The following is a 23763-nucleotide window of genomic DNA, read 5'->3' as shown; positions in this document are numbered from 1 at the left end:
CAATGAAGCACACGATTTACCTGACTCCCATCGTGCTGGCGGCAAGCCTGCTGCTGGCCGCCGGCTGCAGCAAGCACACGGCGCCGGCCAGCAACGGCGTGATCCAGACCAAATTCCCGGGCCAGGTAACGTCCGGCGGCGGCACCAGCGGCGAAGTGATCGCGCGCACGGCGAAACCCGTGACCGACGCCACCTATGCCGGCGGTACGCCGGGCATTGCCGGCGGCGCGGGCGGGAATACCTCGGGCGCCGAAACCGGCGGCACCACGCGCGAAACAGGGCAAGGCCCGACTTCCGGCGTGACCGATCCCTCGGGCAAGATGGGCGCGACCCAGACCGCCACCGGCGACAATGCGCCGGCCGGCGGACCGTCGGCCCAGGACCTGAACAAGGGCGAGGCCAGCAATGCCGCGCCGCAGGGGCCGGCGCCCAAGCATCTGGAGGGCAAGCAATGAAACGCACGATCATGAAGACCGCGCCGCTGGCGCTGCTGGTCTCGGCAATGCTGGCCCAGGGCGCCTGGGCGGCGCTGCCGAAACCGCAGCTGACGCCGCAGCAGGAACAGGCCGCCGCAGCCAAGAAGGCCGAGGCCGACGCCAAGGCGGCCAAGGAGAAGGAACAATTGGCCGCATCGATGGACGCGGTGAGCGCGCGCTGGCGCGCCCAGGCTCCGGCCAAGGGCTGGAAGATCAATCCCCCGACCGCCATTGCGCAAGCGCCGGCGCCGGGCATCCAGCCGCCGCAAACGCTGCCGGCGCCAGGCATCCAGCCGCCGCAAACGCTGCCGGCGCCAGGCGGGGCGCCCGGCGTGGCCTCGTCCGGCGTAACGCCGCCGCAGGCCGGCGTGGCGGCGCCGGCACCGGCCGGCGCGGCGCCCGGTACCTCGGCGGCAGCGCCCGGCCATGGTGCGGCACCGCTCAGCCCGCAAGCCCTGCAATCGGCGAACGTGCCGGTGAAGAGCGAAAAACTGGGCACGGCGGCGCCGAGCAAGGACGTCAAGACGCGCCCGACGCAGTCGGTGCCGCAGGGCGCCTCGCCGGCGGTGGACCGGGGCAATTCCGACGCGGTGAAGAACCGATGAAAAAAGCCGGCATGCCGATTGCGGTGATCATGCAGCGCCGCGCCGTCCAGCACATCTGGGCCGACGAGGCCTGGGCAGCCGTCGGGGTCGTGCCCGACCGCGGCAATTTGCCGCCGCTGCAGGTGCTGAGCGAAAGCCCGGAACGCGACTACTACCTGGTGTCGGGGCTCGAGCTCGAGCTCTACACCGACGAGCACGAGGGTTATTACGAAAACGCGATGGCCCCGGAATCCAAGGTGTTCGTGCTGTGGCGCATGGAAGAGGGGCGGGCCATGCCGGTGCGCGCCTCGGTCAGCTACGTCGAAGGCACGCGCATGTTCGATTCCGGGGAATCGGCCGACGGCGTGACCATGCCGGCCGAGATCTACGCCTGGCTGGCCAGCTACCTGCGCGACAACTACCAGCCGAAGCCGCGCCGCGGGCGCCAGCACGGCTAGCGCAGGGACAGGACACCCGATGCCCGAAGAAGGATTCCTGAAGCGCTGGTCGCGCCTGAAGGCGACCGGCGGCGAAACGGAAGCGCCGGTACGTCCTGCGCCGGCCGCGCCCGTGCCGCCCGCACCAGCACAGTCCCCCGCAGCTCATCCCGTTCCGGCCCATGCCGACGCGCCGGCCCCGGACAAGCCCTTGCCGACGCTCGAGGACGCGGCGCGCCTTACTCCCGACGCCGACTTTTCCAGCTTCGTGGCGAAGGACGTCGACAAGTCGGTCCAGCGCCTGGCCCTGAAAAAGCTGTTCGCCGATCCGCACTTCCACGTGATGGATGGCCTCGACATGTACATGGACGACTACAACAAGCCGAGTCCGGTGTCGGCCGCGATGCTGGCCGCACTCGACCATGCGCGCAGTGCGCTGCGCTATCCGGATGCGGAGAAGCCGGCTGCCGAAACGGAGATGGCCGCCGTCGAACACGCGCTGCAGGACAGCGCCGCTCCCGATGCGGTGATCGGCACCGACGGCGATGCCGGTGCCGATGCCAAGCGTGTGGGCGTTGCGTCCGCCGGCGCGGATAATGTGCCTGATACCGAAGTGCAAGGCGTCGGCCCGACAACAATAGCAGCGGCGCCGACACCCCCAGCCGCACACCAGCAATCCCTGCAAGGACAAGCATGAACATCCGATTCCTAGAAGGGCAGGCCGGCGATCCGATGCAGGAACGCCGCAATGCCCTCGCCAAAACCGCTGCCATCCTGGCGGCGGATGCCATCGGCCCGGTCGAGGCCATCTCCTCGGTCAGCTACCGTTCGGGCGGCCGTACCCTGGTCGTCGGCAGCGCCGCCCAGGCCTTGCCCTGGGCCGACCACCTGGCCAGCGCCCTGTCGGTGACGGTGCTGCTGCTCGATGGCGACGATACGCCTGTCGAGCGCGGCTACCCGGTGTTCGCGGCGCGCGCCGTGGGCGTCGGCGGCTGGCTTGGCGCCTTCGAGGCGCGCTGGCAGGCGGCCGGCCAGCCGCAGCAGGCGGCCAAGTTCGACCTCGTGTTCGACCTCTGCCCCAGCCCGCTGATCGCGACCCACCAGCACCCGCACGGTTACTATGCGCCGGGCCCGGACGAGGCCGCGCGCCGCACGGCCGCCGCCGAGATCATGGAGATGACCGGCGAATTCGACAAGCCGAAATACTTCAGCTACAAGGAGCGCATCTGCGCCCACAGCCGCAACGGCCAGCAGGGCTGCAACGCCTGCGTCACGATCTGCTCGGCCCAGGCGATTGCCAGCGCCGGCGACAAGATCCGCGTCAACCCCTACTTGTGCGCCGGCTGCGGCGCCTGCACCACGGTCTGCCCGACCGGCGCCATCAGCTACGCCTTCCCGAGCGCCGCCCACACGGGCAGCCGCATCAAGGCCGCCCTGAACGCCTACTTCGAGGCCGGCGGCCAGGACCCGGTGCTGCTGCTGCACAGCGACGCCGGCCAGCCGCTGCTGGAAGCGGTGCAGGCCGAGGGCAGCCTGCCCGGGCGCGTGATTCCGCTGGCGCTGCACCACACGGCATCGACCGGCATCGACGTCTGGTTCTCGGCGCTGGCCTATGGCGCGGCCGGCCTCACGGTGCTCATGACCGGCGAAGAAGCACCGCAGTACGCCGCCGCCCTCGACCACCAGATGGGCATCGCGCACACGGTGCTCGACGGCCTGGGCTATGCCGGCCCGCACTTCCAGCTGCTGCGCGTGAGCACGCCCGGCGAACTCGGCCTCGCCCTCGGCCATGCGCCGCGCGGCGAAGCCCCGGCCGGGCGCGCCACCTTCAACCTGGCTGCCGACAAGCGTAATACGCTCGACTACGCGCTCGATCATTTGCACCGCCACGCGCCGCGCCAGCCGGTCGATGTGGCGCTGCCGACCGGCGCGCCGTTCGGGGCGATCGCGGTCGATACGAAAAAATGCAGCCTGTGCATGGCCTGTGTCGGCGTCTGCCCGGCGTCGGCCGTGATGGACAAGCCCGACTTCCCGCAGCTGCGCTTCGTCGAGCAGAACTGCGTGCAGTGCGGCCTGTGCGCGAATACCTGCCCCGAAGATGCGATCGCGCTGGTGCCGCGCATGACTTTCGGCGAGACGCGCCGCAAGACCGTCGTCCTGAACGAATCCCAGCCTTTCCACTGCATCCGCTGCAGCAAGCCTTTCGGCACCCTGCACATGGTCGAGAACATGCTGTCGCGCCTGTCGCAGCACAGCGCCTTTGCCGGCAAGCTGGATCGCCTGAAGATGTGCGGCGACTGCCGCGTGATCGACATGATGCAGCCGGAAGGCGAGTTCGCGGTGCAGATGCGGCGTACGCCGGTGCTGCCGAATTGAGAGCGTCGCGCCGACGGTGAGGTCCCACGTGGCCAAATGGATCCGGGAGCTGCGACCGTACGGTGGGCACCCCGTGCCCACGCGGAACGCCGCTTAGCGTTGACACTGTTCGATGAGCTAGTGCGAGAGGGTCGAAGCTTTTCGAATGATCATTCGAAACGCCAACGATGATCGGCACGCGGGGCTCCGAATTTTGCCAACACCACGCTCGCTTCCGCGTGGGCACGTCATGGATGCCCCCGGCATCCATGACCCCACCGACGGTCGATTGCCTGGCCTTATTCGATTTTGCGGTCTTCACACGGCACACCACACCGCTGCCGCGCCGTGGCACAATGTGCATAATCGACAACAAATAACGACAAGGCTACCACCACGGCCAAGTGCACGGAGGCAAAGGCGTGACCATGATTCCCCATCTGCGCCGGCTGGCGGGCGCCATCACCTGCATGGCGTTGGTTTCCCACGCCTTGCCTGCCGCCGCCCAGCCCGCCGTCGCCGCCGGCCGCTACCACAACCTCGGCCTGACAAGCGACGGCCGCGTGTTCTGGTGGGGTACCGAGTTCGGCCACGCGAAGCGCGGGTCGCCCGTCTTCCCGCGCCAGGTGGAAGGCCTGCCACCCGCCGTGGCGGTAGCGGCGGGCTGGGAACACAGCAGCGCCATCACGCGCGACGGCAGCGTCTACGAGTGGGGCTTCAGCCCCTACCGCGTGCGCCAGGTCTACCTGCTGCAGCCCACACTGGGGCCGTGCGTGGCCGCTGCCATCCTCAGCGGCGGGCACGGAAAAAATCCCTGCGCCGAAGCCGAGGCCGCACGCAAGGAACGCATGTTCGTCGAGCGTCCGATGCGCATTCCCGGCTTGCCGCCGGCGGTAGCGGTTGCGGCAACCGATTCCCATAGCGCGATCGTCACCCGCGACGGGGACGTGTACTGCTGGGGCCCGGGCGCCTTCCCGACGAAAATTGCCGGCCTGGAGCGCATCAAGGCGATCGCGCTTGGCCAGTTCCACGGCGTGGCCTTGCGCGATGACGGCGTCGTCATTGGCTGGGGTGGCGCGTCCGGCGGTGCGATTTCGTACCGGCCCGAGCGCTCGGCGCAGCTCTGCGACAACCCGGGACCGACGCCATTCTTCAGCGGCGCCATCGCCATCGCGGCCTTCGCCGACAGCACATATGCCTTGCGCGCCGACGGCAGCGTGTGGGCCTGGGGCAGCAGCTGGAGCCGCGACCCAACGACGCCGAAAGACGACAATCCCGACAACAAACCGGATGCCTTCGTCGCGCGCCGGATCGCCACGCTGGCCGGGGCGACGACGCTGGGCGGCGGCCGCGCGCCGTCCGCGCTGACCCGGCAGGGCCTGGCCGTGACCTGGTTCCGCGCGCTGTTTCCCACGCCCGGCGAGCGCCGGCAGCCCAGCCTTGCCAACATCGCCTCCCTGTCTTCCTACTCCAGCATCCTGGCCCTGCGGCCTGACGGCTTCGTCTGCACCATGGGCGACAACATGTACGGGGCTACCGACCCGGGCGACGAGTCGCTCGAGGTCCAGCGCTTCATGCCGGTTCCGCTCGGCGACGGCAAGGGCGCACTGAACCTGGTCGATGCCAGCCTCCCGCTGCCGGCCGATGCCTGCGCCAGCCAATAAACGGAGGAGTCCGGCCACGATGACGAAAACAAATCCCAAGCTGGCACGCGCCTGGTTTTCCCGCTCGCTGCTGGCCTGCTTGCTGGCCGGACCCTGCAGCATCGCAGCCGCTTCCCCAGATGACGCCAGGCTGCGCTTCCTGTCCTGCGACATGCCAAACCCGGCGCCAGAGGCGTACAAGGAGGCGGTCGACTGGTTCAACCGGACTGCGGAAATGCTCGCGCGCGACGAAGGCCAGCGCATCGCAGGCCCCGTCACGCTGGGCAAGGCATGCCTGCGCAATGTCACCGTGGCAGGCGGCTTCGGGGTCGCCATGATCGGGGGCGACATCTGCAACAAGCGGCTGGACGACTTCACTGCGGCCCTGGCCGGCGCCGGCATCGCGCTCGACAAGGACCCCGACGCCGGCATACCGGGGGTGGTGCTGGGCAAGGTGGGCAAGGAGATGCAGTACCTGGTGACGGAAGGCCGGATGGACCCGATGACCGGCAAGGTGGCGCCGGGCGCGACCCGGTATTCCTTTACCTGCATGGCAGCCTTCGGCGGCCCGCAATAAGCCCGGCGCGGTGGCTGCGCAACCGTGGCACAATGTACGCAAACAGACAATAAAAACGCATCGCCGGGCCACGTCCCGTTTATCGACATCAGCGTACAGGAGACAAGATGACCCCTTACCAGCGTTTCGCGCAGGCGCGCGATTTCCTGCAACAGCACCGTACCGACTACGACACCGCCTACGCCGGCTACCAGGTGCCCCAATTCGACAACTTCAACTGGGCGCTCGACTTCTTCGACCAGGAAGCGAAAGATAACCAGACCCCCGCGCTGTGGGTGGTGGAAGAAGACGGCAGCGAGCAGAAGATCTCCTACGCCGACATGGCCGCGCGCTCGAGCCAGGTGGCGCAATACCTGGAAGACTGCGGCGTCAAGCGTGGCGACCGCGTGCTCTTGATGCTGCCGAACCGCGTCGAGCTGTGGGAAATCATGCTGGCCGGGATCAAGCTCGGCGCCGTGCTGGTGCCGACCACCATGCTGGTCTCGACCGCCGATTTGCAGGACCGCATGGAGCGCGGCCAGGTCAAGCACGTGATCGCGCAGGTCTCGGAGGCCCACAAGTTCGAGGGCATCACCGGCAACTTCACGCGCATCGCGGTGGGCGGCAGCATCGACGGCTGGCGCGACTTTTCCGAGTGCCGCCAGGTGCTGAGCGTGTTCGCGCCGAAAGGCGTCACGCGGGCCACCGATCCGCTGTTGCTGTACTTCACCTCCGGCACCACGGCGCGCCCGAAGCTGGTGCTGCACAGCCACCAGAGCTACCCGGCCGGCCACCTGTCGACCATGTACTGGATCGGCCTGGAGAAGGGCGGCGTGCACTGGAACATCAGCTCGCCCGGCTGGGCCAAGCACGCCTGGAGCTGCTTCTTCGCGCCCTGGAACGCCGGCGCCACCGTCTTCATCTACAACTACGAACGCTTCAGTGCCAAGGCCGCGCTGGAAACCGTGCAGCGCTGCGGCGTGACTTCGCTGTGCGCGCCGCCGACGGTCTGGCGCATGCTGATCAAGGAAGACCTGAGCCAGTGGCAGCCGCCGCTGCGCGAACTGGTCGGGGCCGGCGAGCCGCTGAACCCGGAAGTGATCGAACAGGTCGAGCGCGCCTGGGGCATCCGCATCCGCGACGGCTTCGGCCAGACCGAGACCACGGCGCAGATCGGCAATCCGCCGGGCCAGCTGGTGAAGCCGGGTTCGATGGGCCGTCCGCTGCCGGGCTACAAGATCGCGCTGCTGGACGTCGACGACCAGCCGGCGCAGGAGGGCGAGATCGCGGTGCAGCTGGATGCGCAACCGATTGCGCTGATGCTGGGCTACGAGGGCGACGAGGACAAAACGGCGGAGGTGATGCGGGCCGGTTTCTATCACACCGGCGACACGGCCACCGTCGACGAAGACGGCTATTACTTCTACGTCGGCCGCAACGACGATGTGTTCAAGTCGTCCGACTACCGCATCAGTCCCTTCGAGCTGGAGAGCGTCTTGATCGAGCACGAGCAGGTGCTGGAAGCGGCCATCGTGCCGAGCCCGGACCCGGTGCGGCTGTCGGTACCGAAGGCTTTCATCACGCTGCGCCAGGGCGTGGAGCCGTCGCGCGAACTGGCACGCGAGATCTTTGCCTTTGCGCGCGAGCGGCTGGCGCCGTATAAACGGATTCGCCGCATCGAGTTCCGCGAGCTGCCGAAGACGATTTCGGGCAAGATCCGGCGCGTGGAGTTGCGCAAGGCGGAAGCGGCGCGCGACGAGTCGACGACCGGTATCGAATTCCGCGAAGAGGACCTCGGTTAGTGTGTAGGGTGGGTCGGTCCGCGTGCGGCTTGAACCCACCGTTACGGCGCGTATCGCATCGAAACGCCCAGCGAATGATCGCGCGGTGATGTGGTGGGTTCGAGAACCCACCCTACGCTTACCAGGCGAGGGCGAGTGCCGGCAGGATCAGCGGAAACGGAAACACGCCGATGATGACGCCAAGGCGCAGCATCCTCGCATGGCGCGTATCGGTGCCGGCGTGCTTCGCGAGCGAAGACGACCACAGGAAGGCGGGGAAGGCGATCGTCAACGCCATCACGTACGACAGTGCGACACCCAATCCCGCCGTCAGCACGGCCGCCAGGGCAGCATCGGCGCGGTAATTGCTGGTTCCGACGAGGTAGCCGAAAACGACCAGGTAGGGCAGCAAGCCCAGTGTCATCAAGCTGTTTGAGAGCGTTACCTTTGTCCTGAAGAGCATGCGCTTTCCCTCGGTTGGTTCAACACGGGATGGTCGATTCGGCAGGGACGACGTCGCGGGCCGCGCCACGCAGTTTATTCGATCCCCTTCCACCACGGTGCAAACGATTGCGGCGCCACGTCCACGCGCACCGGTTCGCCGATACGCGGCGTCAGCAGGCGGAAGGGTTTGCCTTCGCTGGCTACCAGCGCCCGTTCGAAGGGTTCGTCCCAGGCGTGGCGGGCCAGGCTGAAGCGGCCGGCGTGGCCGCTGAGCAGGGTGCGCGCGCCCAGGATCTCGGCGGCGCGCGCGGCTTCTTCGGGCGTCATGTGGATGTCGGCCCAGCGCGCGTTGTACTGGCCGCCGTCGAGCGCGACGAAGTCGAAGCTGCCGAAGCGCGCGGCGATGGCGCTGAAGTGCGGCCCGAATCCGGTGTCGCCGCTGAAGTAGAGTTTGCGCGCCGGGTGCTGCAGCGCGAAGCTGGCCCACAGGCTCTGGTTGCGCTTCATGAAGCGGCCCGAGTAATGCTGCGACGGCAGCACGTGCACCTGCAGGCCATCGCCAAGGTCGACGCTGTCGTGCCAGTTCATTTCGCGGATCTTCGCGTCCGGATAGCCCCAGTGGCGCAGGTGGGCGCCGTTGCCCAGGCCGGTGACCACCAGCGCGGTCTTCGGCAGCAGGGCCTTCATGCTGGCGTAGTCGAGATGGTCGTAGTGGTCGTGCGAGATCAGCACCGCGTCGATGGCCGGCAGATCATCCACCGAATAGATGCTGGTGCCCTCGAAGGCGCGCACCATCCACGGCACCGGCGCCGCATAGTCGCTGAATACCGGGTCGATCAGCAGGCGCTTGCCGCCCACCTGGACGAAGTAGGACGAGTGGCCGAGCCAGACCACGGTGTTGTGCGCCAGGGGCAGGGCCGCCAGGTCGGTCTTCACCGCCGGCAGGGGCGCCGGTGGGGCAGGCCGGTCGCGCGGCTCGAAGCGGCCGCGGATCACCGCCAGCACGAAGCCCAGGCCGCCGCGGCGCGGCGGCGAGGCCACCTCGTTCTGGAACTGGCCGTCCCGGTACTGGGGCGAGGCTTGCAGCTGCGCGCTGTCGGCCACCTGGCCGAGCGAGGGCGTGACATAGGCGCAGGCACTGACGCCGAGCACGCACAGGAGGGCAAGGCCAATGGCCAGGAATCGTTTCACATGGGCTCCATGAAAGCAGGCGTGACCGGGATGCCGCGCGCAAGTTGCCGGCAATGTAACCCAACAGGCCGCGTACGGCCAGCCTGATTGCGTGTCAAGCTGGCGTCAGGCCTCATTAACCGCGTTCATGCATGCCGCGCCGGTGCGGTCTTTATGCCGTGCCAATGCGCTCCAGGCTGGCCATCGCCTCGTCCGGCAGCACCAAGTCGGCTGCCGCCAGGTTCTCGCGCAGATGCGTCACCGACGAGGTGCCCGGGATCAGCAGGATGTTGGGCGAACGGCGCAGCAGCCAGGCAATCGCCACCGCCATTGGCGTCGCGCCCAGGTCCCTGGCGACGCTCGACAGCGCATCGGATTGCAGCGGCGAGAAGCCTCCCAGCGGGAAGAAGGGCACATACGGGATGCCGTCGCGCGCCAGCGCATCGATCAGCGCGTCGTCGTTGCGGTGCACCAGGTTGTACATGTTCTGCACGCAGGCGATGGGCAGCAGGCGGCGCGCTTCTTCCACCTGGCGCAGCGTGACATTGCTCAGGCCGATATGCCGGATCAATCCCTGCCGGCGCAGCTCGGCCAGCACGCTCAATGGCTCTTCGAGCGAGCCTTCGGCCGGACCGTGGACGTCGAACATGGCGCGCAGGTTGACCACGTCGAGCACGTCGAGCCCCAGGTTGCGCAGGTTGTCGTGCACGGCCTGGCGCAGTTCTTCCTTCGAGTATGCCGGCAGCCAGGCTCCCTCGGCATCGCGGCGCGCGCCGATCTTGGTAACGATCGTCAGGTCGTCGGCATAGGGATGCAGGGCCTCGCGGATCAGTTCATTCGTGATGTGCGGGCCATAGAAATCCGAGGTGTCGATGTGGTTCACGCCCAGCGCCACGGCTTCGCGCAGCACGGCGAGGGCGGCGCTGCGGTCGCGCGGTGGGCCGAACACGCCGGGGCCGGCCAATTGCATGGCGCCGTAGCCGAGGCGGCGCACGGTGCGCCCGCCGAGTTGATAAGTGCCTGCCTGGTCGATGCTGTTCATGGTGTGCTCCGGTTCGTTGTTGGTGTCGCCACGATAAATCCGGAACACCCGTATGACAATCCGGTATAGTCAGGACGGGTTGTACGTAAAAACGAACAATAAGGATGAGCGATGAAAGCCGATCTCGGTGACCTCTCCGCTTTCGTGGCCGTAGCGCGCGCCCGCGGCTTTCGCGATGCGGCGCGCGCCACCAGCAGCAGCGCCTCGGGACTGAGCGATGCGGTACGCCGCCTCGAGACCCGGCTCGGCGTGCGCCTGCTGAACCGCACCACGCGCAGCGTCGTGCCGACCGAAGCGGGCCTGAGTTTGCTGGCGCGGCTGGAGCCGGTGCTGAGCGAAGTCGAGAGCGCGCTCGATGTCGTCAACGGCTTTCGCGACACGCCCACCGGCACCCTGCGCCTGAACGTGCCGGTGAGCGCGGCGCGGCTGGTGCTGCCATCCATCGTGCCGCGCTTCCTGGCTGCCTACCCGGAAATCCGCCTGGAAGTCATCGCTGACGAAAGCTTCGTCGACGTGCTGGCGGCCGGCTGCGACGCCGGCATCCGCTACGAGGAAAGGCTGGAGCAGGACATGGTCGCGGTGCCGATCGGGCCGCGCGTGCAGCGCATGGCGGCTGCGGCGTCGCCGGATTACCTGGCGCGGCATGGGCGGCCGGCGCATCCGCGCGAGCTGCTGGAGCATACCTGCATGCGCGCGCGTTTCGCCAGCGGGGCCATGATCCGCTGGACTTTCGAGCAGGGTGGGGAGACGGTGACGGTTGACCCAGCCGGCCCGCTGCTGGTGCAGGTGGGCGGGGCCATCGACCTGACCGTGGACGTGGCGCTGGCCGGCACCGGCATCGTGTATTTGTTCGAAGACTGGCTGCGGCCCCACATCGAGCGCGGCCAGCTGGAACCGGTGCTGGAAGCCTGGTGGCCGAGCTTTTCCGGTCCCTTCCTCTACTATCCCGGCCGGCGCCTGCTGCCGGCGCCGCTGCGCGCGTTTGTCGATTTCATCCACAACGATGCGGCACGGCCGGCGCCATGAGGCGCCGCCAGGTTACCCTGCTGGCTGCCTGCGCCAGGCGCCGTTGCCAAGTTCGTTCGCCAAGTTCCTTCGTTAGGTTCCTGCGATATGCGCCGCCAGTTCTTGCGGCGTCCCCTGCGGGAAGGCAGCCTTCAGGTGATCGAGGAAGGCGGACACACGCGTGCTGAGCAGGCGGCGCGACGGATACAGCGCCCAGACCGCGATCTCGGGTGCATCCAGGTCGCCCCAATGCGCCAGCCGTCCCTCGCCAATATCGTAACTAACCAACGATATCGGCAGGCAGGCCACCCCAACCCCGGCCCGCACCGCATCGCGCACCATGATCAGCGAGGACAGGCGCAGCACGGGATCGATGGCGATGGCGCCGCCGTCACCCTTCAGCGGCCAGGGTGAGCCGTTCGCTGCGCCGCGCACCACGGCCGGCACCGGCGACCCTGCCGGCGGCCGCGCCAGCGTGGGCGGCGCCACTAGGGCCAGCCGGTCGCGCAGGAGAATGCGGCCGACCAGGTTGGCGTCCGGCGCCGGGTTCACGCGGATCGCCAGGTCGTAGCCTTCCTCGACCATGTCCACCGGCCGGTCCTCGGTCGTGACTTCCAGCTGCACTTCCGGATAGGCGAGGGCAAACGATGCCGCCAGCTTGCCCATCGCCGTCTGCGAAAACAGCAGCGGCGCGCTGATGCGCAGCCTGCCGCGCGGCGCGGCGCCACCCGAAGCCACGTCCGCCGCCGCCTCGTCGATCTCGCCCAGCAGGGCGGCGGTGCGCTCGAACAGGGCCTGGCCTTCCTGCGTCAGCTTCAGCACGCGCGCGCCGCGCTCCAGCAGGCGCACGCCCAGGCTGCTTTCCAGCTCGGCGACACGGCGCGAGAGCGTGGCTTTCGGGCGGCCGCTGGCGCGCGCGGCGCGGCCGAAGCCGCCATGACGGGCAACGAGGTTGAAATCGGCGAGCGCGAGCAGGTCCATAGATGTTCCATAAGTGAGACGGTCTGTCCAATTCTAACGTCTATCGCATCGCCAGTGGGACATCTACCATGCAAAGCGTCAACCGACACTTTCAACCCACCCAAAGGAGTTCACACCATGACCATTCTCGTTACCGGCGCTACCGGCAATGTCGGCCGCCATGTCGTCGACCAACTCGTCGGGCGCGGCGCCAGAGTGCGCGCCCTGGTGCGCAATCCTGCCAAGGAAAACTTCTCTGCCGCCGTCGAGCGCGTGCAGGGCGACCTGCTCGACGTCGATTCGCTGCGCAGCGCCTTCCAGGGCGTGTCGACCCTGTTCCTGCTGAACGCCGTCGTGCCCGACGAGTTCACCCAGGCGCTGGTCGCCCTGAACCTGGCGCGCGAAGCCGGCGTCCAACACGTGGTCTACCTGTCGGTGATCCACAGCGACGTTTACCTGAACGTGCCTCACTTCGCCGGCAAGTTCGGTGTCGAGCGCATGATCGAGGCGCTGGGCTTTTCGGCCACCATCCTGCGCCCGGCCTATTTCATCGACAACGATGCGACCATCACGGATGTGGTGCGCAACTACGGCGTGTACCCGATGCCGATCGGTTCGAAAGGGCTGGCAATGATCGACGTGCGTGATATCGGCGAGATCGCCGCCATCGAACTGCTGCGCCGTGACGCCGCCGCCGGCCCGCTGCCGCTCGAGCGCATCAACCTGGTCGGCCCCGACACCCTGGCCGGCGCGGACATCGCCGCCATCTGGACCGACGTGCTGCAACGCCCCGTCGCCTACGGTGGCGACGATACCGCCGCTTTCGAGCACAACCTGCGCCAGTTCATGCCGCCCTGGATGGCCTACGACATGCGCCTGATGGCCGAGCGTTTCCTAATTGACGGCATGGTGCCGGAGACCGGCGACGTCGAACGCCTCACCGCGCTGTTGAAACGGCCGCTGCGTTCCTACCGCGACTTCGCCACCCGCGTCGCCGCTTCCGCCTGATCACCATTCAATACAAAGGAACCCATCATGATCTATTCGACCGCCACCGTTCCGGTCAACCCGGAAAACGAACTCCCGCTGACCCGTGCCCAGGCCTGGGCCGGCCTGGTCCTGAAAGCGCGCGACGCCAGGCTGTTCCTGCCGCCCGGCCTGTGCACGCGCTGCGAGGTCGTCGAAGAAGGCAAGGACCACATCGTGCGCGAAGCCACCATCGGCGGCAAGGACCTGCGCGAGATCATCGCCTTCGAGTACGCGACGAAGGTCTCCTTTTTCCAGGCCAGCGGCCCACGCGAAGGCGTGATCGTCAACGAGCTGTTCGACGATGCCGACGGCGTGCTGCAACTGCGGTTTTACTGCTACCTCGGCCTGCGCGGCAAGGCGCCGGGCAGCGCGGAGGAACAGGCGGAGCAGGCGATGATGGACAGCGAGCAGGGTTATTGGGCCGCCTTGCTGTCGACCCTGAAGCGTACCCGCGAGTTGCTGGCGGCAGGCCGGCTCTGACGTCGTGCCCGGCGCCGGCCATGGGTGGCACGGCGGCGATGACATTCCAGGTAATGACAAGGTACGGCATGCGAGCGAATGTGCGGCGTCAAACGGAAAAACGTACAATAATGGTAACAATGCCCGTTGAACACGACGCCGTCTCACTTTCGAATCCCTCATGCCGACCACATCCGCAGCCAAGGCCGATCCAGCCTATGAAGTGAAGCAGTCCCCCATCCACGGCAACGGCGTCTTCGCCCGCCGCCACATCGAGCCCGGCGAGCGCATCGTCGAATACAAAGGCGAGCGCATCAGCTGGGATGAAGCCACCGAGCGCGCCGCGAAAGCCGGCGGCCCGGTGAACCACACCTTTTATTTCAGCCTGGCCGACGGCCGCGTGATCGACGGCGGACGGCGCGGCAACGAGGCGCGCTGGATCAACCATGCCTGCAGCCCGAACTGCGAAGCCTATGAGGAAGACGGCCGCGTCTACATCCATGCGCTGCATCCCATCGAGCCCGGGCAGGAACTGAATTACAATTACGCCCTCATCTACGACGAGCGCCACACGCCGGCCCTGAAGAAGAAATTCGAATGCCGCTGCGGCACACCCGGTTGCAGCGGCACCATGCTGGCGCCGAAGCGCCGACAAAAAAAGAAAACCTGAAGTCCAAGGATCGCACCCATGAAGCCCATCGTTCGCAGCCTGCTCGAAACCGACCTGTACAAATTCACCATGTGGCAGGCGCTGCTGCACCGGCATCCGAACGCCCACGGCGAATACGAATTCCGCTGCCGTAACGAGCCGGCCTATCCGCTGGCCGAATTGAAGGAAGAAGTCGAGCGCGAACTCGACCACCTGTGCGAGATGCTGTTCAGCGAGGACGAGATCAGCTACCTGCGCAGCCTGCGCTTCATTAAAAGCGACTTCGCCGACTTCCTCACGGTGTTCCGCTTCCAGCGCAAGTTCATCACCGTGGAAACCGACGGCCCGCACCTGCGCATCCGCGCCGTCGGCCCGGTGGTGCACGTGATGGGCTTCGAGATCTACGTGCTCTACATCGTCAACGAGCTGTACTTCCGCCGCTTCGACAAGGAACATGCACTGCGCGAAGCGCGCGTGCGCCTGGCCGAGAAGATCGAGCAGTTCCGCGCCTTCGAGCTCGAACCGAAGCGCGCCAACAACTTCGCCTTCTTCGATTTCGGCGTGCGCCGCCGCTTCTCGGGCGAGTGGCAGGACGAAGTGGTCGAGACCCTGCAGCGCGAGCTGCCGCAGTTCTTCAAGGGCACCTCGAACGTCTACCTGGCGCGCAAGTACAACCTGGTGCCGATCGGGACCATGGCCCACGAATACATGCAGGCCTTCCAATCCTTCGGCGTGCGCCTGCGCGACTTCCAGAAGGCGGCGCTGGAAGACTGGGTCCAGGAATACCGCGGCGACCTGGGCACAGCGCTCACCGACGTGGTCGGCATGGACGCCTTCCTGAACGACTTCGACCTCTATTTTGCCAAGCTGTTCGACGGCCTGCGCCACGACTCGGGCGACCCGATGGAGTGGGGCGAAAAGGCCCTGGCCCACTACGCCAAGCTGCGCATCGACGCGCGCACCAAGCGCCTGGTGTTTTCCGATGCACTGACGGTGCCAAAGGCGCTGGCCCTGTACCGCCACTTCGCCGACCGCGTCATGCTGGGCTTCGGCATCGGCACCCAGCTCACCAACGACACGCCCTATAAAGCCATCAACATCGTCATGAAGCTGGTGCGCTGCAACGGCCAGCCGGTGGCCAAGCTGTCGGACACGCCAGGCAAGTCGCAGTGCACCGACGAGACCTTCCTGGCCTACCTGCGCCAGGTGTTCAACCACCCGGAGCAGCGCGGAGGCCAGCCATGACGCGCGCGATGGCCAAGTTCGCTCTTGTGTGCGCGGCGCTGCTGGCGCTGCCCGCCGCAGCGTCATTCGCTGCGGACGACGTCGCCGGCAGCATCGAGGGCGTGTACAAACGCCGCTTCATGAACACGATCAACGCCGGCGCCGACCGCCCGGCCGAACGTTACCTGGCCGAGGACGTGGTCGAGATCGTGCGCCAGGATGCCGACCACGTCTACCTGCGCGCCTACCTCGAATTCGCCAACGGCCACACCTGCAGCGTGTGGGGCATCGCCGGGCGCGAGGGCGAGGACTTCGTCTACCGCCAGCAGGCCATGCCGGCCGCGGGCGAGGCGCCGTGCACGCTGAAGGTGAACGTGCAACCCGGGAAGATCGTGCTCGACGACCGCGACGCCGCCGGCGCCGCCACCTGCCAGGCCAAGTGCGGCGCGCGCGGCACCCTGAGCGGCTACACCATCGAGCGCAAGGCGCGCCGGCCGATCCGCTACATGAACCGTTTGCAGGAATCGCGCCAGTACCGCGAGGCGGTGAGCGAGTTCCAGGGCATGCAGCCGCCGCGCAGCTGACGGGGGCTGGCCCGCCCCTGCAGCTGGCTCGTCCGTAGGGTGGACGGCTTTGCCGTCCACGCGGTGATCAGTGCAAGCTGCGTTTTCGTGCCGGATGATCTCGCTGCAAACGATCACCGCGTGGACGGGGAACCCGCCTTTCGCGGCCCGGCCCACCCTACGACTTGGTCAAGCGTCATCAAGCGGTCACATTGCGGGCTTAAGCTGCGCTGCCCGCCATGGCGGCCGAGAGGCCAGCGGGTACAACGCCCGCTGCCCCTTGACCGCGCATGAAGATACCAGCCGCTTCCAGTCCCTCCCGCACCAACACCATCCTGGCCATCGTCTGGCCCGTCCTTGCCGTCCTCTGCTGCGCCGCCCTCTGGGCCGTGACCATCCTGCGCGCCGACGGCGATGCCGAGCGCGCGCGCCTGCTGCTGCTGAAGGAAGCCGACACCTACGCCCAGGCCTACGAGCAGTACGTCACGCGCTCGATCGCGCAGATGGACCAGATCACCATGCAGCTCAAGCACAGCTGGGAGCATGGCCGGCGCCAGACCCTGCTGGAAGACATGCGCGCCGACGGCATGTTCACCGACCACGCCTTCGTGGCCGTCAGCATCGTCGGCCCCGACGGCAAGGTGCGCTCCAGCACGCGCCGCAACGGCCTGCCCGAGGAACTGCTCGACGCCGCCTTCTTCGTGCAGCACCGCGACAGCAATTCGAGCGCGCTGCGGGTCGACATCGCCCCGGGCGGCTTCGACGCCACGCGCGAAGTGGTGCTGTTCACGCGCCGCCTCGACCGGGCCGACGAGGAGTTCGACGGCATCGTGGTGATGGCGGTCGATGCCGCCTATTTCACTTCCTTTGTCGGCCAGTCGACCCTGGGCGCCGACGGCCTGCTGGCCATGGCCGATACCGCCGGCCGCTTCTGGATCGAGCAGGCCGGTGACGAAACCGGCCGGCCGGGCGGGCCGCGCGTGCTGGAGCAGCGCAGCCTCGCGGCGCGCGCCGGCGGCCCGCGGCTGGTGGTGGGCGAAGGCTTTGCCGACGGCATCGCGCGCGCCATGGGCTGGCGCGATTCAGCCGTGTATCCGGTGGTGGCGATGGTGGCGCTGTCGCAGCGCGACGGCAGCGCCGCGGCCCAGGCCTACTGGGAAGAAAGCCGCGACCGCGCGGTGGCCGGCAGCGTGGCCCTGGCCCTGATGGCGGGCCTGGCCAGCCTGCTGTCGCTGCGCGCGGCGGGCCGGGCGCGCGAGCACGAAGCGGTGCGCCTGGCCTACCGCACCGCCACCGAAAGCGCCAACGACGGCTTCTACATGGCCGCCCCGGTGCGCGACCGCAAGGGCCAGATCGTCGACTTCCGCATCGTCGACTGCAACGAGCGCGGTGCGTCCTTCTACGGCATGACGCGCGGCGACCTGGTCGGGCGCGCGGTGTCGACCATGGACCGCGGCGCGTCGGGCGAAGAGATCGTGGCCACCTACCGCATGGCGATGTCGACCGGCTTCTTCGAGGAAGACCGGCGCATGCCGGTCGATACCCGCCTTGCGTTCGCCTGGGGCCGGCGGCGCCTGGTGCGCGTCGGCGACGGCCTGGCCGTGACCCTGCAGGACATCAGCGAGCGCAAGAAATACGAAACCGAGATGGAGCGCCTGGCGAACCAGGATTCGCTCACCGGCCTGCGCAACCGCAGCTGGCTGCTGAACCATGTGCCGACCCTGCTGGACGCCGCCGCGCGCGAAGGCGGCCTGGCGCTGCTCTTCGTCGATCTCGACGAATTCAAGCAGGTCAACGATACCCACGGCCACGCCGTCGGCGACGGGCTGCTGGTGGCCGCGGCGCGCCGCCTGGGCGCCCTGATGCGGCCCGGGGATGAAATCGTTCGCTTCGGCGGCGACGAATTCGTGGTGCTGATGCGCCCGGCGCGCGACGAGTTCCAGGTGGCCGCCGTGGCCGAGCGCATCGTGGCCGCCTTTGCGCGCCCGTTCGCGCTGGGCGAAGGACTGCAGGCGAGCGTCGGCGCCTCGATCGGCATCGCCATGTTCCCGCGCGACGGCGCCGATGCCGGCACCCTGATCCGCCATGCCGACATCGCCATGTACGCGGCCAAGCACGAGGGCAAGGGCCAGCACCGCTTCTACGACGAGACGCTGTCGGGCGGAATCCAGAAGCGCGCGCGACTGAAACAGGAACTGCTGGACGCGATCGCCGGCAGGCAGTTCGTGCTGCACTACCAGCCGCGCGTCGACCCGGTGTCGAAGCGCCTGCTCAGCATGGAAGCGCTGCTGCGCTGGCGCCATCCGGAACACGGCATGGTGGCGCCAGGCGAATTCATTCCGTTTGCCGAGGCCAGCGGCCTGATCGTGCCGATCGGCGACATCGTCATCGAGCAGGCCTGCGCCCAGCTGGCCGCCTGGCGGCGCCAGGGCGCGCGGCTGGTGCCGGTGTCGATCAACGTCTCGGCCTGCCAGTTCGAGCGCGGCGGCATCGCCGGGCGCATCGCGGCGGCGCTGGAGCACCATGGCGTGCCGGCCGCGCTGCTCGAAGTCGAGATCACCGAGTCCGCCATGATGGACCACCGCGAAGACATCCTGGCCGAACTGGCGGCGCTGCGCGCGCTCGGCGTCAAGCTGCACATCGACGACTTCGGCACCGGCTATTCCTCGCTGTCGCAGTTGCGCACGCTGCGCATGGACGTGCTGAAGGTCGACCGCGCGTTTACGGCGGAACTCGACGGCGGCGGCGAGGGGCGCGTATTCTTCGAGGCGATCGTCTCGATGGCGCATGCGCTGGGCATGGCGGTGGTGGCCGAAGGCGTGGAGACCGCGGCCCAGCTGCAGGTCTTGCGCGAGCTGGGCTGCAACGAGGTGCAGGGTTACTTCATCTCGCGTCCGCTCGGCGCCGACGACATCGCCGGGCGCTACCTGGCGCTGCCTGCCGAGGCCGAGGCGGAGGCCTGCGCCTGACATCGAAACCGGGCCGACAACGGCGCCCGGGCCGCGCTGCGTAGCGCCGCCCTTGCGCTTGCCCGATATACTTCCCGTATCACCTTTGGAAAGCACAGCATGTTCGCAGCAGTGGACCTCGGATCGAACAGTTTTCGGCTGCACGTCGGCGAGCCGGCCGGCGGCGAAATCCGCATCCTGCGCAGCGCGCGCGACCCGGTGCGCCTGGCCGCCGGCCTGGACGCCAGCGGGCGCCTGGGCGAGGCCGCGATCGGCATCGGCGTGCGCAGCCTGCAGGGCTTTGCCGCCATCCTGGCCGAATACCGGCTCGACGCGGTGCGCGTGGTCGGCACGAACACGCTGCGCGTGGCCAGCAACGCCGCCGAGGTGCTGAAGCGCTTCGAGGCGGCCATCGGCCAGCCGATCGAGATCATCTCGGGCGAGGAAGAAGGGCGCCTGATCTACATGGGCGTGGCACGCGCGTTAAATAAGCACGAGGCGCGCCTGGTGATCGACATCGGCGGCGGCTCGACCGAGGTCATCGCTGGCCACGGCGACAGCATCGCGCAGGTGGAATCCTTCAGCATCGGCACCCAGCCGCAAGCCGGGCGCTTCTTCGGCGACGGGCGCATTGGGCGCAGCGCCTTCAACGCCGCCGTCACCGCCGCGCGCGCCGTGTTCGAGGACGCGGCGCCGAACTACCGCGACTACAGCGGCGGACCGGCCTACGGTTCGTCTGGCACGATGCGCGCGATCGCCGACACGATCGCCAGGAGCGGCCTCGGCGACGGCCTGCTCTCGCTGCCCAGCCTGTACGCGCTGCGCGAACGCCTGCTCGGCTTCGGCCACGTGGACGCGGTGGCGCTGCCCGGCCTGAAGCGCGAACGCGTGGTGGCGGTGGTGGGCGGCGCGAGCGTGCTGATCGGGGCGATGGAGGAATTCGGCGTGACGCAGCTCACGGCCATCAACGCCGGCCTGCGCCTGGGCGTGCTGTCCGACCTCGAGCTGCGCTCGAAGCACCAGGACCGGCGCGCACTGGCCATCGGCGACTGCATGCGCCGCTTCGGCGCCGACAGCGCCCGCGCACGGCGCACGGCCGACATCGCCCGCCATTTCTACCTGCAGCTGGAAGCGGTGGACGCCAGCTGCCTCGATTACCTGAGCTGGAGCTGCCTGCTGCACGAAGTCGGGCTGGCGGTGTCGCATACCGGGGCGCACAAGCATGGCGCCTACATCGTCGAGCATGCCGATCTGCCGGGGTTTACCACGCGCGAGCAGCGCCTGATGGCGACGCTGGTGCTGGGGCACAAGGGCAATCTGCGCAAGGTGAAGGAGTCGCTGAACGAGCCGGCGTTCGCGCGCATGGTGCTGGCGATGCGCCTGGCCGTGGCCTGCATGCATGCCCGCGTGGACGGGGAGCTCGACGGCGTGCGGCTGGCGATGGGGCCGCGCATCGAGTTGACGGTGGAGGTGGACTGGCTGGAGCGGCATCCGACCTTGAGCGCGTGGATCGAGCGCGAGCGGCTGGCGTGGGAGGAGTTGGGGCGCAAGTTCGTGTTGCGCGGCGTGTAGGTAGGGTGGGCACTTGTGCCCACGCGGTATGGTGCCGATGCGTACCATACCGTTTGAAAAAACCGTTTGATGCGAATGGCGCAATCGTTGTCACGCCATCCCACATGCGTAGGGTGAGACAGCGTGGGCACAAGTGCCCACCCTACGTAAACCTAGCGTAATTTGCCGATCAACTCCGGTCCGACGGCGAGCTTGATGAACGCCGGATCGCCATCCGGTTCGGGCTCCGGCCCGCGCAGCCACAATACGGAGCCCTTTCGGATTTTCCACGGCTGGCTTTCCCCCGCCAGGACCAGCGCCGCCGTCTCCCCCAGCTGCGGCTGGTGCACCACCAACAAGGCAGGAAACCGGTGGTTCGGCCACCCGCAGGCCGCCAGCATCGCCTGCGGCGTCGATTCCGGCCCCAGCGCCTCGTGGATCGTGTAGCGCCGCCCCAGGCCATCGGCCGTCTGCACGCAGCGCACCGTGGGGCTGACGAAGATGCGGCAGCCCTCCGGCAGCTGGCGGTCCAGCCAGGCCCCCATGCGCGCCGCGTGGCGGATGCCCTTGGCGGTCAGCGCGCGCTGCGCGTCAGGTTCGCCGGGTTCGGCTTCGGCGTGGCGCCACAGGATCAGTTCCATGTCTGCTTTCCTTGTCGGGTTCGCCCGGCGCGGCTGCGCCCAGCATGTCCATCAGCACCTGCTGCGCGCTGCACGGCGCCTGGCCGGCGCGCGGCTTGCGGCGCCGGTAGTGGCCGTCGCTGCCCAGCTCCCAGGCCGTGACGTTGTCCTTCAGGTAGGGGTGCAGGCCCTCGCGCAGCACGCGCTTCTTCAGTGCCGGCGACTGCACCGGGAAGGCCACCTCGACGCGCCGCAGCAGGTTGCGGTTCATCCAGTCCGCGCTGCTCAGGTACACATCGTGCTTCAGGTTGTTGCGGAAGTAATAGACCCGGGTGTGCTCCAGGAAGCGCCCGACGATCGAGCGCACCTTGATGTTCTCGGACAGCCCCTTCACGCCCGGGCGCAGCGCGCAGGCGCCGCGCACGATCAGCTCGATGCGCACGCCGTCGTTCGAGGCGTCGTACAGCGCGCGGATCACGGTTTCGTCGGTCAGCGAATTCATCTTGGCGATGATGCGCGCCGGCTTGCCTTCGCGCGCGATGCCCGCCTCGTTGCGGATCGCGCGCACGATGTCCTTCTGCAGCGAGAACGGCGCCAGCCAGATGCTGGCCAGTTGCTTGGGACGCGTCAGGCTGGTGAGGTGGATGAAGACCTCGTTCACGTCGGCGGTCAGGTTGGCATCCGCCGTCAGCAAGCCGAAGTCGGTATAAAAACGCGCCGTGGTCGGGTTATAGTTGCCGGTGCCGAGGTGGGCGTAGCGGCGCAGGCCGGCCGGCTCGCGGCGCAGCACCAGGGCCATCTTGGCGTGGGTCTTCAGGCCGACCACGCCGTACACGACCTGGGCGCCGGCGTTTTCCAGGCGCTCGGCCCAGTTGATGTTGGCTTCCTCGTCGAAGCGCGCCATCAGCTCGACGATGACGGTGACTTCCTTGCCGCGGCGGGCGGCGCCGATCAGGGCTTCCATCAGGTCCGAGTGCATGCCAGCGCGGTAGATGGTCTGCTTGATTGCCACCACCGCCGGGTCGCTGGCGGCGGCCCCGATGAAGTCGATCACCGGCTGGAAGGACTGGAAAGGATGGTGCAGCAGCAGGTCCTGGCGCGCCAGCGACGCGAACATGTCGTGGTTCGCCAGGCGCACCGGGTAGCTGGCCGCGAAGTGCGGGAACTTCAGGTCGGGCCGGCCGTCGTTGTTGGCGATCTCCTGCAGGCGGCTCATGTTCACCGGGCCGTCGACCTGGAACAGGCGCGTACGGTCGATGCAGAACTGCTCCAGCAGGAAGTCCGACAAATGCGCAGGGCAGTTGCGGCCCACTTCCAGGCGCACGGCAAAGCCGTACTGGCGGCTGTGCAGTTCGCTCTGCAGGGCCTGGCGCAGGTTTTTCACTTCCTCCTCGTCCACCCACAGATCGCTGTTGCGGGTGACGCGGAACTGCGAGCAGGCCACCACTTCGCGGCCCGTGAACAGGTCCGGCAGGTGGGCCTGGATCACCGACGACAGCAGGCAGTAGGCCGCGCCCGGCGTGTCAGACAGTTCGTCGGGCAGGCGGATCACGCGCGGCAGCACGCGCGGCGCCTTCATGATGGCAATCCCCGTGCCGCGCCCGAAGGCGTCCTTGCCCGACAGTTCGACGATGAAGTTCAGGCTCTTGTTGATCACGCGCGGGAAGGGGTGGGCCGGGTCCAGCCCGACGGGCGTGAGCAGGGGGCGCACTTCGCGGTCGAAGTACTGCTTGACCCAGGCGCGCTGGGCGGCGTTGCGGTCGCTGCGGCGCAGAAGGCGGATGCCTTGCTCGGACAGGCGCGGCAGGATGGTGTCGTTCAGCAGGCCGTACTGGCGCGCGATCAGGCGCCGGCATTCGTCGCTGGCGCGGCCGAGCGTCACGTCGAGGTTATCGGCCACGCCGTCCGGGCCGCCTTCGAGCTGCTGGGCCGCCAGCAGGCTGGCCACGCGCACCTCGAAGAACTCGTCGAGGTTGCTGCTGACGATGCACAGGAAGCGCAGGCGTTCCAGCAGCGGCACGCGCTCGTCCTCGGCTTGCGCCAGCACGCGGCGGTTGAATTCGAGCAGCGACAGTTCGCGGTTCAGGAATGGGGCGCCATCGTCCAGGGTTGGCTGGGGCGGCGATTCGGGTTGCACCTTCTTGTCCATGCGGGGCCACGGAGTGATTCGAAGATGCCAGTCTAGGTAGCAAATATGACAGCATCGTTACCGCTGCCCTGCATATTGGCAGAGCAGGGCGGGGCTTCTGTTATTCTCGTGCTTGCAC

General features: G+C 67.9%; 22 protein-coding genes. 16 read left to right on the top strand and 6 right to left on the bottom strand.

The genetic code is table 11. The features are described 5' to 3' along the window. Nucleotides 1-2 precede the first annotated feature (2 nt). The 8 genes from ACWYRN_RS24940 to ACWYRN_RS24905 all read left to right on the top strand — a co-directional run bounded on the left by ACWYRN_RS24940 (nucleotide 3) and on the right by ACWYRN_RS24905 (nucleotide 7853). Nucleotides 3-455 carry a hypothetical protein gene (locus tag ACWYRN_RS24940; RefSeq protein ID WP_488690469.1) on the top strand — a complete coding sequence of 151 codons (453 nt, stop codon included), beginning with the start codon at nucleotides 3-5 and terminating at the stop codon, nucleotides 453-455. After that, nucleotides 452-1081: a hypothetical protein gene (locus tag ACWYRN_RS24935; RefSeq protein WP_488690468.1), complete on the top strand. Its 630-nt coding sequence runs from the start codon at nucleotides 452-454 to the stop codon at nucleotides 1079-1081. Before ACWYRN_RS24940 ends, ACWYRN_RS24935 begins: the two co-directional genes overlap by 4 nt. Beyond that, nucleotides 1078-1518 (top strand): DUF3305 domain-containing protein, encoded by a 441-nt coding sequence (locus ACWYRN_RS24930; RefSeq protein WP_229436780.1) that lies wholly within the window; start codon nucleotides 1078-1080, stop codon nucleotides 1516-1518. Before ACWYRN_RS24935 ends, ACWYRN_RS24930 begins: the two co-directional genes overlap by 4 nt. Before the next feature lie 19 nt (nucleotides 1519-1537). Further along, on the top strand, nucleotides 1538-2194 hold the full coding sequence (locus ACWYRN_RS24925; protein WP_488690467.1) for a DUF3306 domain-containing protein: 657 nt from the start codon (nucleotides 1538-1540) through the stop codon (nucleotides 2192-2194). Beyond that, a complete protein-coding gene (locus ACWYRN_RS24920; RefSeq protein WP_488690466.1) occupies nucleotides 2191-3873 on the top strand; it encodes a 4Fe-4S binding protein in 1683 nt (560 codons plus the stop codon). Before ACWYRN_RS24925 ends, ACWYRN_RS24920 begins: the two co-directional genes overlap by 4 nt. A 407-nt stretch (nucleotides 3874-4280) precedes the next feature. Next, a complete protein-coding gene (locus tag ACWYRN_RS24915) occupies nucleotides 4281-5516 on the top strand; it encodes an RCC1 domain-containing protein (protein WP_488690465.1) in 1236 nt (411 codons plus the stop codon). A 19-nt stretch (nucleotides 5517-5535) separates the two neighbouring features. Then, nucleotides 5536-6072, top strand: coding sequence for a hypothetical protein (locus ACWYRN_RS24910; RefSeq protein WP_488690464.1), 537 nt, complete (start codon nucleotides 5536-5538; stop codon nucleotides 6070-6072). A 107-nt stretch (nucleotides 6073-6179) separates the two neighbouring features. Next, entirely contained in the window at nucleotides 6180-7853 is a 1674-nt protein-coding gene (locus ACWYRN_RS24905) for an AMP-binding protein (RefSeq protein ID WP_488690463.1), read from the top strand. A 118-nt stretch (nucleotides 7854-7971) separates the two neighbouring features. On the opposite strand, the gene ACWYRN_RS24900 is transcribed toward ACWYRN_RS24905, so the two are convergent. From ACWYRN_RS24900 to ACWYRN_RS24890, 3 genes are all read right to left on the bottom strand, one after another. After that, nucleotides 7972-8256 carry a hypothetical protein gene (locus tag ACWYRN_RS24900; protein ID WP_488690462.1) on the bottom strand — a complete coding sequence of 95 codons (285 nt, stop codon included), beginning with the start codon at nucleotides 8254-8256 and terminating at the stop codon, nucleotides 7972-7974. A gap of 113 nt (nucleotides 8257-8369) precedes the next feature. Beyond that, a complete protein-coding gene (locus ACWYRN_RS24895; protein ID WP_488690461.1) occupies nucleotides 8370-9467 on the bottom strand; it encodes an MBL fold metallo-hydrolase in 1098 nt (365 codons plus the stop codon). Nucleotides 9468-9618: 151 nt separating this feature from the next. Further along, nucleotides 9619-10488, bottom strand: a complete 870-nt coding sequence (locus ACWYRN_RS24890) for an aldo/keto reductase family oxidoreductase (RefSeq protein ID WP_488690460.1) — start codon at nucleotides 10486-10488, stop codon at nucleotides 9619-9621. A 111-nt stretch (nucleotides 10489-10599) separates the two neighbouring features. On the opposite strand from ACWYRN_RS24890, the gene ACWYRN_RS24885 reads away from it, so the two are divergent. Further along, complete coding sequence (locus tag ACWYRN_RS24885; protein ID WP_488690459.1) at nucleotides 10600-11514, top strand: LysR substrate-binding domain-containing protein; 915 nt, start codon at nucleotides 10600-10602, stop codon at nucleotides 11512-11514. Between the two features lie 72 nt (nucleotides 11515-11586). Here the strand turns inward: ACWYRN_RS24885 and ACWYRN_RS24880 are convergent, their stop codons facing one another. Further along, nucleotides 11587-12474 (bottom strand): LysR family transcriptional regulator, encoded by an 888-nt coding sequence (locus ACWYRN_RS24880; protein WP_488690458.1) that lies wholly within the window; start codon nucleotides 12472-12474, stop codon nucleotides 11587-11589. A gap of 117 nt (nucleotides 12475-12591) precedes the next feature. Between ACWYRN_RS24880 and ACWYRN_RS24875 the strand changes: the two genes are divergently transcribed. From ACWYRN_RS24875 to ACWYRN_RS24845, 7 genes are all read left to right on the top strand, one after another. Continuing rightward, a complete protein-coding gene (locus ACWYRN_RS24875; protein WP_488690457.1) occupies nucleotides 12592-13461 on the top strand; it encodes an NmrA/HSCARG family protein in 870 nt (289 codons plus the stop codon). A gap of 27 nt (nucleotides 13462-13488) precedes the next feature. Continuing rightward, nucleotides 13489-13962: an AtaL-like protein gene (locus tag ACWYRN_RS24870; protein ID WP_488690456.1), complete on the top strand. Its 474-nt coding sequence runs from the start codon at nucleotides 13489-13491 to the stop codon at nucleotides 13960-13962. A gap of 160 nt (nucleotides 13963-14122) precedes the next feature. Continuing rightward, nucleotides 14123-14611 carry an SET domain-containing protein gene (locus tag ACWYRN_RS24865; protein WP_488690455.1) on the top strand — a complete coding sequence of 163 codons (489 nt, stop codon included), beginning with the start codon at nucleotides 14123-14125 and terminating at the stop codon, nucleotides 14609-14611. Nucleotides 14612-14629: 18 nt separating this feature from the next. Further along, complete coding sequence (gene pncB, locus ACWYRN_RS24860; RefSeq protein ID WP_229436757.1) at nucleotides 14630-15835, top strand: nicotinate phosphoribosyltransferase; 1206 nt, start codon at nucleotides 14630-14632, stop codon at nucleotides 15833-15835. Continuing rightward, entirely contained in the window at nucleotides 15832-16398 is a 567-nt protein-coding gene (locus ACWYRN_RS24855) for a hypothetical protein (protein ID WP_488690454.1), read from the top strand. The genes pncB and ACWYRN_RS24855 overlap by 4 nt, the downstream gene beginning before the upstream one ends. Nucleotides 16399-16667: 269 nt before the next feature. Next, nucleotides 16668-19346, top strand: a complete 2679-nt coding sequence (locus ACWYRN_RS24850; RefSeq protein WP_488690453.1) for a bifunctional diguanylate cyclase/phosphodiesterase — start codon at nucleotides 16668-16670, stop codon at nucleotides 19344-19346. Between the two features lie 99 nt (nucleotides 19347-19445). Further along, nucleotides 19446-20897, top strand: a complete 1452-nt coding sequence (locus tag ACWYRN_RS24845; protein WP_488690452.1) for a Ppx/GppA phosphatase family protein — start codon at nucleotides 19446-19448, stop codon at nucleotides 20895-20897. A 152-nt stretch (nucleotides 20898-21049) separates the two neighbouring features. Here ACWYRN_RS24845 and ACWYRN_RS24840 read toward each other — a convergent pair whose 3' ends face one another. Both ACWYRN_RS24840 and ppk1 read right to left on the bottom strand, forming a co-directional pair. Then, the gene (locus ACWYRN_RS24840) at nucleotides 21050-21517 is read right to left on the bottom strand and encodes a SixA phosphatase family protein (RefSeq protein WP_488690451.1); all 468 of its coding nucleotides are present in this window, start codon (nucleotides 21515-21517) and stop codon (nucleotides 21050-21052) included. Next, complete coding sequence (gene ppk1 / locus ACWYRN_RS24835; protein WP_488690450.1) at nucleotides 21468-23645, bottom strand: polyphosphate kinase 1; 2178 nt, start codon at nucleotides 23643-23645, stop codon at nucleotides 21468-21470. Before ppk1 ends, ACWYRN_RS24840 begins: the two co-directional genes overlap by 50 nt. Nucleotides 23646-23763: the final 118 nt, after the last annotated feature.

The sequence above is a fragment of the Massilia sp. BAP21 genome (assembly GCF_057801335.1).
This window is presented reverse-complemented; position numbering and strand designations above follow the sequence as displayed.